The following is a 16,412-nucleotide window of genomic DNA, read 5'->3' on the forward strand; positions in this document are numbered from 1 at the left end:
CTACCGACTCCTCGAAGCAGGCCCCAACCCGGCTTGACGGGACATAGGAGCGTCACCCCTTACTGCGGAGTAAGGGGTGTCACCCCTTGTTCAACGCGTCAGTGGGCGGCGGAGCCGACGTACTGCTCGGCGAGGGCGTCGGCGTCGAGTTCGTCGGGTTCGCCGGCAAACGCGACCTCGCCCTTGTTCAGCAGATAGACGTAGTCCGCGACGTCGAGGGCGCGGGCGACGTACTGCTCGACGAGCAGGAGCGCGGCGCCGCGGTTCGCCAGGAGCGCGAGGAACTCGAAGACCTCGTCGACGATCTTCGGGGCCAGGCCCATGCTGACCTCGTCGAGGAGGACGAAGCGAGGCTTCTGGACGTAGGCGCGCGCGAGGGCGAGCATCTGCTGCTCGCCGCCGCTCATGGTTCCGGCGACCTGGTTGATGCGCTCGCCGAGACGGGGGAACGCCTCGACGGCGGAGGAGATCGCCTTCTCCTCCTCCCCCGGGCGGCTGAACGTCACGAGGTTCTCCCGCACCGTCAGGCTGCGGAAGACCCCGCGACCCTCGGGGATGTGGCAGACCCCGCGGCGCATCAGGCGGTCCGGGTCCGCGCCGGTGACGTCGTGCCCGTCGATCAGGACCGACCCCGACTTCGGGGTCAGCAGACCGCTCGCGGCGCGGAGCAGCGTCGTCTTGCCGGCCCCGTTCGGGCCGAGCAGGGCGACGACCGACCCGGGCGGGACGATCAGGTTCACCTTGCGCAGCACCGTGGTGGCGCCGTACCCGGCGGTGAGGTCACGCAGGACCAGCATCGCGTCGCTCCCGTCTTGAAAAGCCGTCAGATCCGGGTGCCCGCGCCGGCCCAGTACTCGTCGCGGATCAGGCGCTTGAGCAGCTTGCCCGTCGGCTCGCGCGGCAGCTCGGGACGGAAGTCGACGCTGCGCGGGCACTTGACGTCGGCGAGCGAGGCACGGCAGAACGCGACGAGCTCCTCGGCCACCTCCGGCGACGGCTCGACGCCCGGCGCGAGCTGGACGACGGCCTTGACCTCCTCGCCGAACTCCTGGTTCGGGACACCGATGACCGCGACGTCCGCGACCTTCGGGTGCGTGGCGAGCAGGTTCTCCGCCTCCTGCGGGTACACGTTGACCCCGCCGGTGATGATCATGTTCGACGCCCGGTCGGTGAGGAACAGGTAGCCCTCGTCGTCCAGGTGGCCGATGTCGCCCATCGTCGAGGCGCCGTCGGACCGCACCGCCTGCGCGGTCTTGTCCGGGTCGTTGTGGTAGGCGAACGTGTTGCCCTCGGCGAAGTAGACGAGACCGTCCTCGTTCGGACCCAGGACCTCACCCTCGGGCCCGACGATCTCGACGCGGCCGAGCACCGCGCGACCGACGGTGCCGGGACGCGCCAGCCACTCCTGCGGCGTGACCCAGCACAGGCCCGCGCCCTCGGTCCCGCCGTAGTACTCGTGGACGATCGGGCCCCACCAGTCGAGCATCGCCGCCTTGACCGGCCGCGGACACGGCGCCGCCGCGTGCATGGCGGCCTTCAGACTCGACAGGTCGTAGCGCGAGCGCACGTCCTCCGGCAGCCGGAGCATCCGCGTGAACATCGTCGGCACGAACTGAGCGTGCGTCACCTGATACTTCTCGACCGCGGCCAGCACACCTTCCGCGTCGAACTTCTCCATGATCACGGCGGTGCCGCCGAGCGCGATCACGTCCATGCACCAGCGCAGCGGTGCCGTGTGGTACATCGGCGCCGGCGACAGGTAGACGGTGTCCGGGCCCATCCCGAGGAGCGCCTTGCCCATCCGGCCCGGTACCAGCGTCGTGCCCAGCGGCTGACCGGTGAACGGACGCAGCACGCCCTTCGGCCGTCCGGTCGTCCCGGACGAGTACGTGAGGTCGCTGCCCTCCAGTGGGTCGACGAGCCGCTCCCCCGCGTGCTTGGCCGCGAGGTCCGCCAGCGCCGGCCAGCCGTTCGTCTCACCGCCGACGACCACGACCTGGAGTTCGCGGCCGACCAGCTCGCGGGTCTTCGCGACGCGGTCGGCGTCGAGACCGGACGAGACGATCAGGACCCGTGCCCCGGAGTCGGAGACGATGTACGCCGCCTCGTCGGGAGTCAGCCGCGTCGAAAGGAACGTGTAGTTCAACCCGGCGTAGTGGGTGCCCCACGCCACCTGGAGGAACTCGAGGCGGTTCTCCATCCACACGACCACGTGGTCGCGGACCGCCAGGCCCAGCTCGCGGAGCGCCAGCGCGATCTCGTGCGCGGACGCATCCAGCTGAGCAAACGTCAGCTGCTCCCCGGAACCGGCCATCACGACCGCCGGCTGGTCCGGATTCTCGGCGACGTGCGCACCGGGGTAGAACAGGCCCGTCATCAACTACTCCTCGCGAATCGGCAGATCGGTGGGGCGGACGCCCGGGGTCAGAGGCAGGACGCCTTGTTGCCCTGCGGCGCCTGCCAGCCCTTGGTGGTGAGCAGCACGGGGAACCAGCACGGGTACGCACCCGCACTGTCCTGCCCGTACTTGAAGGTCAGCGGGATGGTGAGACCGCCGAGGTTGTCCTTCTTGATCGTGCCGAGACCCCTGAGCACGAGCTCGGTCGTGATCGGGCCGGACGCCTCGGCGCCGAGGTTCGAGATCGCCTTGGCGAAGAGCTCACCGCTGACCCACGCCACGTTGCTCGCACCGTCGGGCGCCACGCCGGGCGCGTACCGCGCGAACGCCTCGTGGTAGCGCTTCTGCGCCGGCGTCGACTTCTCGGTCCACGGCGCGGTGGCGGAGCCGACCGCGAGGGTGACCTCCTGGACGTTCTTGTCGCTCGTCACCGAACCACCGACGGCGATCGGCGAGGTGGAGAGGGCCGGCGTGTAGTTCAGCGCCTTGCAGGAACGGACGAGACGGCTGATCGCCGAGGCGTCGATCGCGAGCAGGAGCTGGTCCGCGCCGGCGTTCTTCGCGGCCTGGCACTGCGCCGAGTAGTCGGTCGAGGTGATCGAGACCTGGGTCTTGTAGACCTCGGTGATCCCGATCTTGTCCTTGCCGCGGTCGATGACGCCGACGGCGTCGGTGCACGGCTTCGCCTCGACGCAGTAGATCGTCGCGACCTTCTTGAACCCACGGTCGGCCTGGACCTTGATGGCGCCGAGCACGTCGCCGTCGAGGTCACCGCCCTGCGGGAACATGTAGGGCGTCCGGTTCCACTCGAAGTTGATCAGGTCGCCGCCGACGGCCGGGATCTTGAGCTGGTTGACCTTCGCCGCGAAGCCGGAGATCGACACCGGCGCCTGGCTGCCGACGAGCGCGACGACCTTCTTGTTCTGCACGAGGTCCTGGACCGCGGCCGCAGCGCGCGAGGGGTCGGAGCCGTCGTCGGCCTGGAACAGCTGCACCGGGTGGCACGCGATGCCACCGCGGGCGTTGATGTCCTTCACCCACACCTGCATGGCGAGGCGGCTCGGGGACAGGATGTTGCCGACGATGCCGGTCCACCCGCCGACCTGGCCGATGCGGATCGGCTCCAGCGCCTTCGTGCACGTCTGACTCTGGGTCGCCGCGCCGCCACCGGCCGCCGGCTTCGCACCCTGGCCCGCACCCGCGGCGGGCTTGGCGTCCGGCGCGGTGGTCGCGGTCCCCGCACCCGGCGCGGTCACGCCCGGCGCGGTCCCGCTGTCGACGACGGCACCGGGGTCGGGAACGCCCGGGTCGACGGCGCCGGGGGCGGCGACGTCACCGGAGTCGGCCGGCAGGCCCGTGTCGACGCCGGTCGTGGCCGGCGCGCGGCCCTCCGCGGCGACGATCTCGGCGATCGGCGTGCGGGTTCCGCAGCCACTGGTCAGCACCACGGCACCGACGAGCAGCGTGGCGGCGCCCGCCCGGGCGAGGCGCCTCCGTGTGGTCCGTCGTGCAGTAGTCATGGGGTCTCCCTGGATCGACATGCTCAGTGCGAGGCGAGGGCGGGCTTGCGGCGTTGCCCCTCGCCCGCGGGGGTGTTGAACCGGCGGTCGGTGGGTCCGACCTTCCGGTCGGTGTCGGTGACGGCCGCGACGCGGGCTCCGACGTCCGTGGACGAGAGCGCCGCGACCGCGAACGCGATGACGCCGAACCCGATCTGCAGAACCAGGAACGCGTCGTTGTTCTCGATGTAGCCCGGCAGGACGAACAGCAGCACCGGGGCGACGAAGGCCGGGATGATCAGGCGGGCACCCGCCACGAACAGCACGGCCAGCACCAGCAGCGACTGGATCGCCGGGAAGCTGAATCCACCGACGCGGCCGAACAGTCCGGCGAACAGCGCACCGCTGATCCCGGCCATTGACGCCGACATCGTGAAGATGATGACGAGCGTGATGCGCAGGTCGGCACCGAGCGTGCTCAGCGCGATCGGGGCGTCGGCGAGCGCACGCAGGAGGCGGCCCAACCGGCTCCGCTCGACGAGCAGGACGACGATCGAACCCGCGACCGCGAACGCCAGCAGCAGATAGAAGTACTCCTTGTCCGAGGTGAACCCGGACGGCCGCGGCGTCGCCAGTTGCTGCGAGAGCCCGAACATGAAGTCCTTCGTGTAGAAGAACTGGTCGAGCATGATCCCGAAGCCAAGCGTGGCCAGGCCGAGGTAGAGCCCGGACAGGCGGATCGCCGGGATCGCGATCAGCGCACCGACCGCGCCGGTGACGATCGCGGACACGACGAGCGCGAAGCCCCACGGCAGCCCCTGCTCCAGCATCCGGCCAAAACCTGCCGCGCCGATGGCCGCGAAGCCGAACTGGCACAGCGAGATCTGACCCGACAGCCGCACCAGCAGGCTGAGCGAGAGGAACAGGCACACCAGCGCGAGCGCGGTGTTCCACAGCGGCAGGCGGGTCCCGACGAACGCCGGCAACAGGGCCAGCGCGACGACACCGACGCCGTACCCGATCCCCTGCTGGGCCGGGGTGAACCGGCTCGGACCGATCGCGCGGGCCTTCACGTCCCGGCCGATCTCGGCCAGGCTCCCCTTCCGGGCGAAGATCAGGATCGCGAGCAGGACCAGGAACGGCACGTTCAGGTCGAGGCCCTGCAGCCACGTCGTGGTGCCGGCCTCCTTGGAGACCAGCTTCTGCACGATGCCGACGGCGATACCACCGACGAACGCGAGCGGCAGGGACGAGAAGCGCGCGATGGCGGCGGCACCGAAGGCCTGGACGATGAGCAGCGTCAGCACGTCGACCTGCACCTGACGCTGCACCTCGGCGAACAGCACACCGGACGCAGCGGTGAAGGTCGTGCCGATGATCCACGCCGCGCGGCGCACCCGCGAGGGCCGAGCCCCGGCCATCGCGAGCAGGCTCGGGTCGTCGACGACGGCGCGCATGGCCACACCGAGTCGGGTGAGGCGGAAGAACAGGAACAGTCCCACCGCGGCCGCGGTGCCGAAGGCCACGATGATGACCTGCTGCGCGGTGACCCCGACCCCGGAGACCGTGAACATCTCCTCCTGCGGGAGGAACGAGGAGAAGTCCCGCGACGCGCCGCCCCAGATCAGCGCGATCAGCGCACGCAGACCGACGAGCAGCGCGACGGTGCCGACGATCCGGTACGTGATCGAGACTCCGGCGAGCGCGGCGGCGAACCGCTCGAAGACCAGACCACCGAGCACACCGAAGACACCGACGGCGAGAATCGCCGCGAGCCACGACGGCATGTCCGCCTGGTCGTGCGCGGAGTAGAAGAGGTAGGCCGCCAGCGCGGACAGCGTGCCGTGGCCGAAGTTGAACAGACCCGACGTCTTGTACGTGAGCACCAGGCCCATCGCCGACAGGCCGTAGATCGCACCGGTCGTGACCCCGAAGACGAGGAACGGGATGTACTCGCTCACGGCGTCACCGCCACGGACTTCGTCCTCGCGGGGCCGCCTTCGGTGTTGATGGTTCGCTCACTTCGTTCGCTCACGGTTCACACACCCCGCACGCCCCGAGGTCAGCCAGGTCGGTCGCCGCGACGACCTCCTTGCCCGACATCAGCAGGCAGGACGGCCGGTGGAACCGGCGCGAACCCGGCCAGGTGACGTAGTTGCTGTCCGGCAGGACCTGCGTCGCAGTGCGCTCGGCGCGAGACTCCCGGCGCTCGAGCAGACCGGTGCGGACCGCGCGCTCGGCCGCGACGATGCGCAGCTTGCCGGCAACGAGCCAGAGCAACAGCCCGAGACCGGCCAGGGTCACCGACCCGGTGCCCGTGACGAGCCAGCGCGCGTCGTCGCGCCAGTCCGCCTCCTTCGCGCTGCCGTACCAGGCCACGACGAGACCCACCGCGCCCAGGGCGTACGGCACCAGCAGCAGCGTCAGGTCGCGCCGACCCCACAGCCCCGTGCCCAGGTACGAATCACGCGGTTCGGCCGGGAGCGCATAGCGCTCGTTCAACGGGACCGCCCCACCGACAGCTCGGAACGGTCCGCGGACTCGCGCACCCCCGGCGCCGCGGTCATGCCGTTGCTGGCGGCCAGGCGCTCCGCCCGCTCCTCCTCCAGCAACACCCGCAGGCGCCGCAGCTCCCGCCACTCATCCCGCATGTCCGCGGACAGCCACAGCGCGGCCGCCGAGCCGACCAGGAAGATGCCGGTCAGCCCGCCGGAGATGAAGTACGGGATCTGGATGGCCAGGTGCGGGGTGTCACTGGCACCCAGCCAGCCCAGACCGAGCGCGAGCAGGCCGAGCAGCGCCAGAGCGACCGCCCCGGCCCGGTCCCACTGCGTCCGCAGCCACGTCAGGAGCTCCATCACTACCTCGATCCCACGATCTTCGATCCCACGACGGTCACGAGCGGTGCCCCGAGGAGCACGACCGCCGCGACCACGACGAACACGACGTACAGGTCGGTGAAGGGCGAACCCGCTCCCCCGATGCCCGGACCACCGGCGAGCTGGACGGGGCTCGGCGCCCCGACGGGCGCGACGCCCGGAGCGGTGCCGGGCAGGGCGCCCGGGACGGCCCCGAGGTCGGTGCCCGGCAGTAGACCGGGGTTCGCGGCGCCGTCGATGCCGTCCGGCAGCGCGCCACCCGCAGCACCTGAGGTGGCGTCAGTTCCCCCGCTGATCGGCATTCCCGCCCCGTCGAGGGCCGAGCCGTCGATCGACGCGGCGGTCAGGCCGAGGTCGAGGGTGACCGGGGTCGAGCTCTTCACGCCCAGCGGGTTCTCCGGCGGCGCCGGCAGTTCGGTCCGGAACGAGAGCAACGGCGCGATGATGCCGTTCGGAGTCGGCACCGCGGCCTGGTAGGTGACCTCGACCCCGATGGCCGCAAAGGCTGCGGCCACGGTCTCGAACGGCACCGGCGAGGAGTGCTGCACGCCGGCGGCGGTGAAGGTGACGACGAACTGGCCGTTGCGGAAGCCGAGCTCCGGCGCGTTGTAGCTCGAACCGCCGCCCGGCAGCGCGACCGGCGGGAACTCCAGCGTCGGCGGCTGCGGCGTGCCCGGCAGGGGGTTCGGGAGCGGCACCTTGGCCGGCGTGCTCTCCGGCATCGCGAAGCTCAGGCCCGGCGCGGTGATGTTGTCGATCCGCAGGTCGGACGCGGTGGTCCGCTTGCCGAACGTGTCCAGCAGGGCGACCGCCCGCGACTCGACGCGGCCGATGTGGAGGAAGTCGAGCAGCGCCAGCGCCTCGAGGCGGGACTTGCCCTCGGCCTTCACACCCTCGGTGCTCTCCCGCGTGGCGTCGACCATCGCGGTGGTCTCCGCGCCCGTGGCCGCACTGCCCATCGTGGCGACGGACGCCGCCCGGGTCGGAGCCGCGTCGGCGCGCAGCGTCAGGCCCGGGAAGTTCAACTCGGCGGGGTCGTCACCGGCGTTCGCCTGGGCCACCACCGGGTAGTTCGGCAGGGCGACGCCGAACAGGCCGCCGACGGCGCCGGGGGTGTTCGCGGCGGTGGTGCCCGGGTACGGCGCGGCCGCGAGAGCCTGCGAGTTGCCGAGCGACGACAGGTCCGCGGTCGCGATCGGGGCGTCGCCCTCGATCAGCAGGTTGAGCGGGATCGCGTCGTTGGTCGTCGTCGCGCGGAAGCCGTAGGCCTCCGCGTGACCGGTGTAGTTGATGTCCGCCTGGGCGGGCGACGAGAGCAGGACCAGCCCGCCGGTGGCCGCCACCGCCAACGCGGCCCCGGCCGCCAGCGTAGATCGCAGCGAACGCATCTGATGTGTCCTCACTATTCGCTCACAGGCCCAGCGAGCGGCCGATGATCTCGCGCATGATTTCGTTCGTCCCGCCGTAGATCGTCTGGACGCGGGCGTCCACGAACGCACGGCTGACCGGGTACTCGCGCATGTACCCGTAGCCCCCGTGCAGCTGCAGGCAGCGGTCGGCAGTCCGGACCTGCAGCTCGGTGACCCAGTACTTTGCCATTGCCGCTTGCTCGGCCGAGAGCTCGCCCGCCACATGCAGCCGGACGCAGTCGTCGAGGAACGTGCGGGCGATGGTCAGCTCGGTGACCAGTTCGGCGAAGACGAACCGGCTGTTCTGGAAGCTGCCGATCTTCTGCCCGAACGCCTTGCGGTTGGTGACGTAGTCGTAGGTGGACGACAGCACGCCACCGGCCGCTCCGAGCGCCGTGCAGGCCAGCGACAGGCGCTCCTGCGGCAGGTTCTTGACCAGGTAGGAGAAGGCCTCCCCCTCGTTGCCCAGCAGGTTCGCGACCGGGACGCGGGCCTCGGAGAAGAACAGCTCGCTGGTGTCCTGGCCGTGCAGGCCGATCTTGTCGAGGTTGCGGCCGCGCTCGAAGCCCGGCGTCCCGCGCTCGACGACCAGCAACGAGAGCCCGCGGTGGGGGTGGTCGCCGGTCCGGGCCACCACGATCACCAGGTCGGCGTTCTGCCCGCTGGAGATGAAGGTCTTCGCACCGTCGAGGACGTAGTGGTCACCCTCGCGCCGGGCGCGGGTCGTGATGCCGGCGAGGTCGCTGCCGGTGCCCGGCTCGGACATCGCGATCGCGCCGACCAGCTCACCCGAGGTCAGGCCCGGCAGCCAGCGCTGCTGCTGCTCGGCGTTGGTCAGCTCGAGCATGTAGGCGCCGACGACGTCGTTCTGCAGCGCGAGGCTCAGCCCCGCGCTCGACATCCCGGCGCGCGCGGCCTCCTCGCCGAGGATGGCGTTGAGACGGAAGTCGTTCGTCCCGGCGCCACCGAACTCGGTCGGCGTCCCGAACAGCAGCAGCCCGGCCTCGCCCGCGGCCGTGTAGAACGAGCGGTCGATGATCCCCTTGCTCTCCCACTCCTCGTCGAAGGGGACGACGGAGCGCTTGAGGAAGGTCCGGACGCTGTCGCGGAAGAGCCGGTGGTCGGAGTCGTAGACCGGCCGGTTCGGGTCGTCGAGCGGGTTGCGCATCAGGCACCACTCCCGCGCGCGCCCCGGGCGAGGCTCATCAGGTACGCGCCACCGAGCTTGCCCTCGCGCGGCGGGAGGCCGCCGAGCTGCTGCAGCATCGGGACGATGTCGTAGGCGGACAGGTACGAACCCAGCTGGTCCCCGTGGAACTCGAGGAAGATGTCGCACCCGTGCGCGTCGAACGTGCGCTCGGGGTTCAGCTTCGCCGGCCCGGAGCCGGTTTGACGGAAGAGCACGATGCCGCGGCGGGCGTCGGGGGCGAAGAAGCGCTCGATCTCGGCGAACTGCACGTCGGGCATCGCCTCCCAGATCTTCTCCGTGTACGCGCGCACGCCCTCCTTGCCCTCGATGACCTCGGGCCAGAAGGTGCGGTCGTCCCAGCGGATGTCGTCCGAGAGCAGCTCGAGCACCCGCTCGGTGTCGTGCGAGTTCCAGGCGGCGAGCCAGCGGTCCGCGAAGTCGGCGAGGAACGCCGCGTCGCTCTGCGCGCCGGTCTGCGCGCCGGTCTGAGGCGTCGTCACGGTCATGGTCAGGCTCCTTCGGAACGGGGACCGGCGGCGGTGATCAGGCAGACGGTGCGATCGGCACCGAGGTCGCGGATCTCGCCGACGAGCAGACGGCTCGTGGCGCGGTCGGTGACCGAGGTCCGGACGAACCGGACCGGGCCCACGGACGCCGGGGCGATGAAGCGGACGGTGAAGTCGTCGATGTGGCTCAGCCCGGCCTCCGTCGCAGCCGGCTCGACCAGCGTCACCATGAGCGCGCCCTGCCCGACACCCCACGGGTTCGTGGTGCGGTCGTTCAGAACGATCTGGCCGTCGGTGTGGAAGACCTCGGCCAACGGGCCGAGGGGGGCCTTCCGGTAGGGCGCGAGGTCGAAGGTGCCACCCGGTTCGATCTCGTGCAGGTACATGCGAATGCCCTCGCGGACACCGTGGTTCACCGTCGCCACCCCGACCACCTCGCCGCGGGCGTCCACGACCGTCACCTCGGCGACGGCGTGCGCCCGGCCGGCCCGCACCATCGAGCCGCGGCAGACCAGGTCACCCTGAGCGTCGGGGTCGAGCACGTGCAGCACGATGTCGGCGGTCACCGCTCCCGCGGGGTCGACGACCAGGTTCGCGCTGGCCCCGGCCGCGATGTCCACGCCCTGCACCATGCGGGCGAACACGGACCCGCCGGTCCCCGGTGCCGGGGTCGGCAGGATCGCCTCGACGACATCGGCCGTCGGACGGTGCACGCGCGCACCGAACCAGGCACCGGCGGCGTCCGTGATGACGTCGGTGCGTGGCGGGGTGAGCTCGGCCTGCACGTGAGCGACCAGGTCAGCTGACAACGAGGTCCTCGCGTCCGTCGACCTTGAGGCGCTCGACGTAGCCGGGGAAGAGCTTGCGGGTCAGGGGGGCGAGCTGGAGCAGCTTGGTCAGCTGGCCCTCGACCTTGACCTTGCCGCGCGCCATGGCGAAGGGCAGGTTGACCTTGCCCTGCCAGTACGCGTTGGCGGTCTCGGTGCTCATCGACATCGTCGCGTCCGGGGCGGGCCCGTCGGTGCCGGCGATCACCTTCTTGTTCGGCAGATCGATGATCAGGTCGCACTCGGGCTCGGTGCAGTGCACGCGCAGCACCAGGCCGGTCGCGGCCATCTTGTCCCCGAGGTCGGGGTCGGCCAAGGCGTCCTCGAACACGCTGCCGATGTAGCGGTGCATCTCATCGGCGCTGGCGAATCCAGGCATGAGTGGGTCTCCTTGAGTCCGGCGAGTGTCCGGCGCTCAGGCCGGGGTGAAGGTGGCGGGCATCCGCTTGATGCCGTGGATGAAGTTCGAGACCAGGTACTCCGGCTCCCCCACCTGCAGGTCGGGCACCCGGAAGAGCAGCTCCCGGAAGATCGAGCGCAGCTGCACCTTCGCCACGTGCGCGCCCAGGCAGTAGTGCACCCCACCCCCACCGAAGCCGACGTGGTCGTTGTCCTTGCGCGTGACGTCGAAGGCATACGGGTCGGCGAACACCGACTCGTCCCGGTTCCCCGACGGGTAGAGCAGCACGACCTTGTCCCCGGCCAGGATCTGCTGACCGCCGACCTCGGTGTCCACCCGCGCGTTGCGGCGGAAAGTCATCACCGGGGAGGTCCAGCGCACGAACTCGTCCACCGCGGTACCGATGACGTTGTCGAAGTCGGCGACGAGGATCTCGCGCTGGTCGGGGAAGTCGCACAGCGCCTTCATCGCGAACGAGGTGGTCTGGCGGGTGGTGTCGTTGCCGGCCACGCTGATCAGGCAGAAGAACGCGGCGATGTCCTCATCGGTCAGCTTCTTGCCGTCGACCTCGGCCGCGAGCAGCGCCGAGATCAGGTCGTCCTCGGGCTGCGCCCGGCGCCGCTCACACAGGTCGAACGCGGCGTTGTGCAGCACGCCCATCGCGTTGAGCATCACCATCAGGTTGTCGCCGTCGACGTCGATCTGCTCGTCGTCGTTCCAGCCGACCAGCTCGTTCGCAGCCTTCGTGACCTCCTCGCGGATCTCCGGGTCGATGCCGACCATCTCCGAGACCGTCCACATCGGCAGCCGCGAGGCCACCGCGCGCACGAAGTCGACCTCACCCGGCCCGGCCAGCAGGTCGTCCACGATCTGCTTGGCCTGCCGCGCGATCTGATCCTCGATCAGCGCGATCCGCCGCGGCGTGAACGCCGAGGAGATCAGCCGACGGATCAACCCGTGCCGCGGGTTGTCCATCATCAGGATCGACGAGGTCGCCTCCAGCACGTCCGGCGGCATCAGGTCGAGCATGACGCCGCCGTACTCCTCGGCCGAGGAGGAGAACACCTCGTGGTCCCGGCTGATCCGGCGGATGTCCGCGTGCCGTGTGATCGCCCAGAACCCCGGGTCGTCCGGGTCCGGCATCAGCATCGACTGCACCGGGGCCTGCCAGGACACCGGCCGACTGCGTCGCAGCTCGGCGAAGACCTTCTCCCGGTCGTCAGCACTCTGCGCCCAGAACGCGAGCGTCGAGACGTCCAGCGGGTCGTAGTCGGTGCGCGTGGTCGGCACGGTGTCCTCCTCTCGGGTCGATCCGGTCAGCGCGCGAGTCGCTCGGTGGCCTTGCTCTGGCCGGCGCGCAGGCGGGCCAGGCCGTCCTCGATGCGCCGGGTGAACAGGTCGCGGCTGACCAGGTCGGCCGTCACGCGGAGCTCGTAGTTGAGCGCCCCGACCGGGTCCATGTGCCCGGCCCGCAGCGCGACCTCCTTGAGCACGGTGAGCAGCTCGGGGCCGGCCTCGGCGATCTGCTTCGCGACGCGCAGGGCGTTCTCGCGCAGGGTGCCGACGGGGACGACCTCGCTCACCAGACCGATGCGCAGCGCCTCGGCGGCGGGAATCGGGTCGCCGGTGAAGTACAGGCGCCGGGCGTTCTGCGCGCCGACCTTGCGCTCGAGCGCGTGGTAGAAGCCGTTCATCGCGTACTTCACCTGCGTCGAGCCGAACGCCGCGTTCTCCGACGCGATCGTCACGTCGCACATGTTGGCGACGTCCAGGCCGTAGCCGGGCGCGACGCCGGCGACCGCGGCCACCGTCGGCTTGCGGTAGTCGTAGATCGCGACCATCAACTTCGTGGCGAGCTCGACGAACCGGGTGCGCTCGTCACTGCCGGTCTGCGCGGTGCCCGTGCCCTGCAGGACGTCCAGCGCCCAACCGGAGCAGAAGTAGTCCTCGTTGCCGATGAACAGGACGGCGGCGACCTCGTCGTCGTACGCCCACGCGGCGAGCTGGGTGCAGATGTCCTCGTGAAGCTCCCACCCGAGCGCGTTGCGCTTCTCGGGGTGGTTCAGCTGGAGGATGCCGACGCCGTTCTCGACCGAGACGTTCATGTACTTGTAGGTCATCGGACTCATGCCTTCTTCGCGCGGGAGCTGATCTTCGAGAACGCCTGCTGGATGCGCTCGTTGACCTCGGGGTGACGGATGACCTCCTTGTAGGCCAACGTCTCGTAGGTCAGCGCCGAGATCGGGTCCATCGCCGGGGAGCGCAGCGCCATCTCCTTGTTGTTCATGGCGGACGCGGTCGTCGTCTCGGCGATCGAGCGGGCGAGCTCGGTTGCGGACTTGACGACCGTGCCGGCCGGCACCAGCCGGTCGATCAGGCCGATGCGCAGAGCCTCCTGCGGGTCGATGCGGTCACCGGAGAAGGTGAGCAGCTTCGCCTGGGACAGGCCGACGATGCGCCACAGCGGCGAGAAGTATGGCGTGAGACCGAACTTGATCTGCGCGTAGCCGAACATGCCGTTGTCGGCGCCGACGCGGATGTCGCAGAACACCGCGATGTCGAGGCCGCCACCGAGCGCCGGGCCACCGACGGCCGCGATGGTCGGCTTGCAGTAGTCGAGCAGCGTGCCGTAGGCGCGCAGGCAGGCGGCGGAGTAGGCCGCCCGGGTCTCGTCGGTGAAGCCCGACTGCAGGTCGAGGTCGAGTCCGGCGCAGAACACGTCCTCGCCGCCGGTGATCACGACCGCCGCGACGGAGTCGTCGGTCTTCCAGGCGTCCAGGGCGTCCGACAGCTGGCCGAGCAGCTCGAGACTGAGGGCGTTGCGACGCTCGGGGCGGGTGAAGGTGATGGTGCCGACCCCGTCGGCCACCGTGGTGCTCACGCTCGACATGGAACCTCTTCGTTGACCGGCGAATGTAGCGTTCAGTACATTAGAATGTAGTGAACAGTACATTTCACGGGTCGTCAAGCACGGCCGGGCGTCTACCCTGATGCCGGCGCAAGGAGGCACGGATGGCGAAGGCGGCACCGGTCGTCGCCCGGCGGGGACGGCCGCCGCGGTCGGACGCTCCCGACGGTCGGGCCCGCCTGATCGCCGCCGCTCGTGACGTGTTCGGAGCCCAGGGCTACGGCAGCACCACGGTCCAGGACCTGGTCAAAGCCGCCGGCGTCAACCCCCCGACGCTCTACCACCACTTCGACGGCAAGGCCGGCCTGTTCGTCGCCGCGGCGGAGGACACCTACGCCCCCGTCCTCACCCGCTTTCAGGAGGCCGTCGCCGGGCAGTCCGAGTTCGGGCCGGCGCTCGAGGCGCTGCTGTCGGCGGCGGTCACGCTGATGGACACCGAGCGCGCCCTCGCGCGCATGTTCATGGTGATCCAGTTCGAGTACCCGCGCCGCCCCGAGCTTCGCGACAGCCTGCGGCCGCTGCTGCGGACCTACCGCGAGTTCTTCGACTCCCTGGCCGCACTCGCGCCCGACTCGCTCGCCCCCACCCCGCGCGCCCGCATCGACCTCAGCCGCGCCCTCGTCTCCGTCCTGACCGGGTTGAACAACGAAGCCCTGCTGCTCCCCAACGCCCGCGACTTCGCCGGGCTCGTCCGCTCGACCCGCGCACTGCTCGGCCTGCCGACCGAGGACTGACCCTCACGTTCGCTGGAGCTCCTGCTTGCGGACCTTGCCGGTCGCGGTCAGCGGGAGCGCAGGGACGACGTGCCACTCGGTCGGGAACTTCTGCTTCGCCAACCGGGTGGTCTCCAGGTGGGCGAGGATCGGCTCCGGACCGGACCAGGTCGCTCCCTCGCGCAGCACCACCCAGGCGCCCACCGCCTCACCGAGTCGGTCGTCGGGCACCGCGGTGACCGCGACGGCAGCGACGTCCGGGTGGCCGGCGACCGCGGCCTCGATGTCGAGGGCCGAGAGCTTCTCGCCGCCGCGGTTGATGATGTCCTTCGTCCGCCCCGTCACGCGGACCCAGCCGTGCTGGTCGACGATCCCGACGTCGCCGGGGTAGAACCAGCCCTCGTCATCTATCTGGCTGCGCGTCAGTTCGGGGTCGGTGTAACCGGACAGCAGCTGCGGCCCGCGGATGCGGAACTCCCCCACCTCGCCGGGCGGGAGCGGCTCGCGCGCCTCGTCGACGGCCTGGATCGCCATGCCCGGGACGATCCGACCGTCCCACTCCGAGCGGCGCTCGACGTCATGCTCCGGGCCGGCGATCGCACACACACCGGCGGTCTCGGTCATTCCGTAGGCGCGCATCGCCTGGATGCCGACGGACTCGGCACGAACGATCACCGCGGGCGGGATGGTCGCACCCGCGCAGGCGTAGACCGACAGCCGGTGCTCGGCCCCGGCGCCGGCCTCGTACCGCTGGACGAGGTCGGAGAGGAACACCGTCGCGCCCATCATCAGCGTCCCGCGCTCGCGCTCGATGATCTGAGCCGCCTCGTCGGGCCGCCAAGCGTCGAGGATGACCGACCGCGCACCGAGGTACGCCGGGAAAACGACGCCGGCGACGAAACCGCCGAGGTGGGACAGCGGGGTGCCGCAGACGATCACCGTGTTCTCGTCCGCGCTCAGCGCGACCTTGAAGTTCTCCAGGTGCGCCAGCAGCGCCCGACTGGAGAGCCGCACGCCCTTCGGGGCCGAGGTGGTGCCGGAGGTGTAGAGCAGCAGCGTCGTGTCCTCGGCGTCCTGCGGTTCGGGCAGCGGGACCGCCTCGACCGCACTCCCCCGGGTCGGGACGGCGGACCAGCCCTCGACGACGCCGCCGACGACGTACCGGACGGCGGGTGTCAGGTCGAGCTCGGCGAGGATGCCGTCGAGTTCCTCGGTCGGCCGGCGCGGCCCCAGCGCCGCGGCGGCCGCGACGACCGCAGGACGGGCGTCACCGAGGATCTGGCGCATCTCGTGCTCGCGGTAGATCGGGATGACCGGGGTGTTCACGGCGCCGATCCGGAACGCAGCGACCTGCAGGACGAGCGCCTCCAGGCAGTTCGGCAGCTGGACCAGCACCCGGTCCCCGCGCTGCACACCGCGACACACGAGGTCGGATGCCACCGCGGTGACCCACTCGTCGAACTCCGCGTACGTGACGCGGACGTCCCCGAAGCTGAACAGCTCCGCGTCGGGCCGCGCCTGCGCGGCCGTGGTCAACAGGTCGCCGATCCGTTCCATGAGCCCCCACCGTCCGTGACGCGACGTCAGTTCCACTGAATATAGTAACCGCTACATTTTTGGTTGACCAGTGTTCGAGATGGTTGACACCTGTCAACCGCACACCTACGGTCGGGCAATCCCCGCG

General features: G+C 70.5%; 16 protein-coding genes. 1 reads left to right on the top strand and 15 read right to left on the bottom strand.

Features of this window, described 5'->3' with window-relative positions; all coding sequences use genetic code 11:
• Positions 1-98: 98 nt before the first annotated feature.
• The 14 genes from ABD401_RS08635 to ABD401_RS08700 all read right to left on the bottom strand — a co-directional run bounded on the left by ABD401_RS08635 (position 99) and on the right by ABD401_RS08700 (position 13,997).
• The gene (locus ABD401_RS08635) at positions 99-797 is read right to left on the bottom strand and encodes an ABC transporter ATP-binding protein (protein WP_344603649.1); all 699 of its coding nucleotides are present in this window, start codon (positions 795-797) and stop codon (positions 99-101) included.
• 26 nt (positions 798-823) lie between these two features.
• A complete protein-coding gene (locus tag ABD401_RS08640) occupies positions 824-2,377 on the bottom strand; it encodes an acyl-CoA synthetase (RefSeq protein ID WP_344603651.1) in 1,554 nt (517 codons plus the stop codon).
• A 47-nt stretch (positions 2,378-2,424) separates the two neighbouring features.
• On the bottom strand, positions 2,425-3,918 hold the full coding sequence (locus ABD401_RS08645) for an ABC transporter substrate-binding protein (RefSeq protein ID WP_344603653.1): 1,494 nt from the start codon (positions 3,916-3,918) through the stop codon (positions 2,425-2,427).
• A gap of 23 nt (positions 3,919-3,941) precedes the next feature.
• Positions 3,942-5,858 (bottom strand): branched-chain amino acid ABC transporter permease, encoded by a 1,917-nt coding sequence (locus ABD401_RS08650; RefSeq protein ID WP_344603655.1) that lies wholly within the window; start codon positions 5,856-5,858, stop codon positions 3,942-3,944.
• A gap of 70 nt (positions 5,859-5,928) precedes the next feature.
• Positions 5,929-6,399: a hypothetical protein gene (locus ABD401_RS08655; RefSeq protein ID WP_344603657.1), complete on the bottom strand. Its 471-nt coding sequence runs from the start codon at positions 6,397-6,399 to the stop codon at positions 5,929-5,931.
• On the bottom strand, positions 6,396-6,755 hold the full coding sequence (locus ABD401_RS08660; protein ID WP_344603659.1) for a hypothetical protein: 360 nt from the start codon (positions 6,753-6,755) through the stop codon (positions 6,396-6,398). Before ABD401_RS08660 ends, ABD401_RS08655 begins: the two co-directional genes overlap by 4 nt.
• Before the next feature lie 2 nt (positions 6,756-6,757).
• Positions 6,758-8,164 (bottom strand): hypothetical protein, encoded by a 1,407-nt coding sequence (locus tag ABD401_RS08665; protein ID WP_344603661.1) that lies wholly within the window; start codon positions 8,162-8,164, stop codon positions 6,758-6,760.
• A gap of 22 nt (positions 8,165-8,186) precedes the next feature.
• A complete protein-coding gene (locus ABD401_RS08670; RefSeq protein WP_344603663.1) occupies positions 8,187-9,353 on the bottom strand; it encodes an acyl-CoA dehydrogenase family protein in 1,167 nt (388 codons plus the stop codon).
• On the bottom strand, positions 9,353-9,880 hold the full coding sequence (locus tag ABD401_RS08675; RefSeq protein WP_344603665.1) for a nuclear transport factor 2 family protein: 528 nt from the start codon (positions 9,878-9,880) through the stop codon (positions 9,353-9,355). The genes ABD401_RS08670 and ABD401_RS08675 overlap by 1 nt, the downstream gene beginning before the upstream one ends.
• Positions 9,881-9,882: 2 nt before the next feature.
• Entirely contained in the window at positions 9,883-10,689 is an 807-nt protein-coding gene (locus ABD401_RS08680) for a hypothetical protein (protein WP_344603667.1), read from the bottom strand.
• The gene (locus tag ABD401_RS08685) at positions 10,679-11,086 is read right to left on the bottom strand and encodes an SCP2 sterol-binding domain-containing protein (protein WP_344603669.1); all 408 of its coding nucleotides are present in this window, start codon (positions 11,084-11,086) and stop codon (positions 10,679-10,681) included. Before ABD401_RS08685 ends, ABD401_RS08680 begins: the two co-directional genes overlap by 11 nt.
• Positions 11,087-11,122: 36 nt before the next feature.
• Positions 11,123-12,397, bottom strand: a complete 1,275-nt coding sequence (locus tag ABD401_RS08690; protein ID WP_344603671.1) for a cytochrome P450 — start codon at positions 12,395-12,397, stop codon at positions 11,123-11,125.
• A 26-nt stretch (positions 12,398-12,423) separates the two neighbouring features.
• Entirely contained in the window at positions 12,424-13,236 is an 813-nt protein-coding gene (locus ABD401_RS08695) for an enoyl-CoA hydratase/isomerase family protein (RefSeq protein ID WP_344603673.1), read from the bottom strand.
• On the bottom strand, positions 13,233-13,997 hold the full coding sequence (locus ABD401_RS08700; RefSeq protein ID WP_344603675.1) for an enoyl-CoA hydratase/isomerase family protein: 765 nt from the start codon (positions 13,995-13,997) through the stop codon (positions 13,233-13,235). The genes ABD401_RS08695 and ABD401_RS08700 overlap by 4 nt, the downstream gene beginning before the upstream one ends.
• A 122-nt stretch (positions 13,998-14,119) precedes the next feature.
• On the opposite strand from ABD401_RS08700, the gene ABD401_RS08705 reads away from it, so the two are divergent.
• Positions 14,120-14,749, top strand: coding sequence for a TetR/AcrR family transcriptional regulator (locus ABD401_RS08705; RefSeq protein ID WP_344603677.1), 630 nt, complete (start codon positions 14,120-14,122; stop codon positions 14,747-14,749).
• Positions 14,750-14,752: 3 nt separating this feature from the next.
• On the opposite strand, the gene ABD401_RS08710 is transcribed toward ABD401_RS08705, so the two are convergent.
• Positions 14,753-16,285, bottom strand: coding sequence for a class I adenylate-forming enzyme family protein (locus ABD401_RS08710; protein ID WP_344603679.1), 1,533 nt, complete (start codon positions 16,283-16,285; stop codon positions 14,753-14,755).
• Positions 16,286-16,412: the final 127 nt, after the last annotated feature.

Origin of the sequence: Sporichthya brevicatena, assembly GCF_039525035.1 — a bacterium.
Lineage (GTDB): Bacteria > Actinomycetota > Actinomycetes > Sporichthyales > Sporichthyaceae > Sporichthya > Sporichthya brevicatena.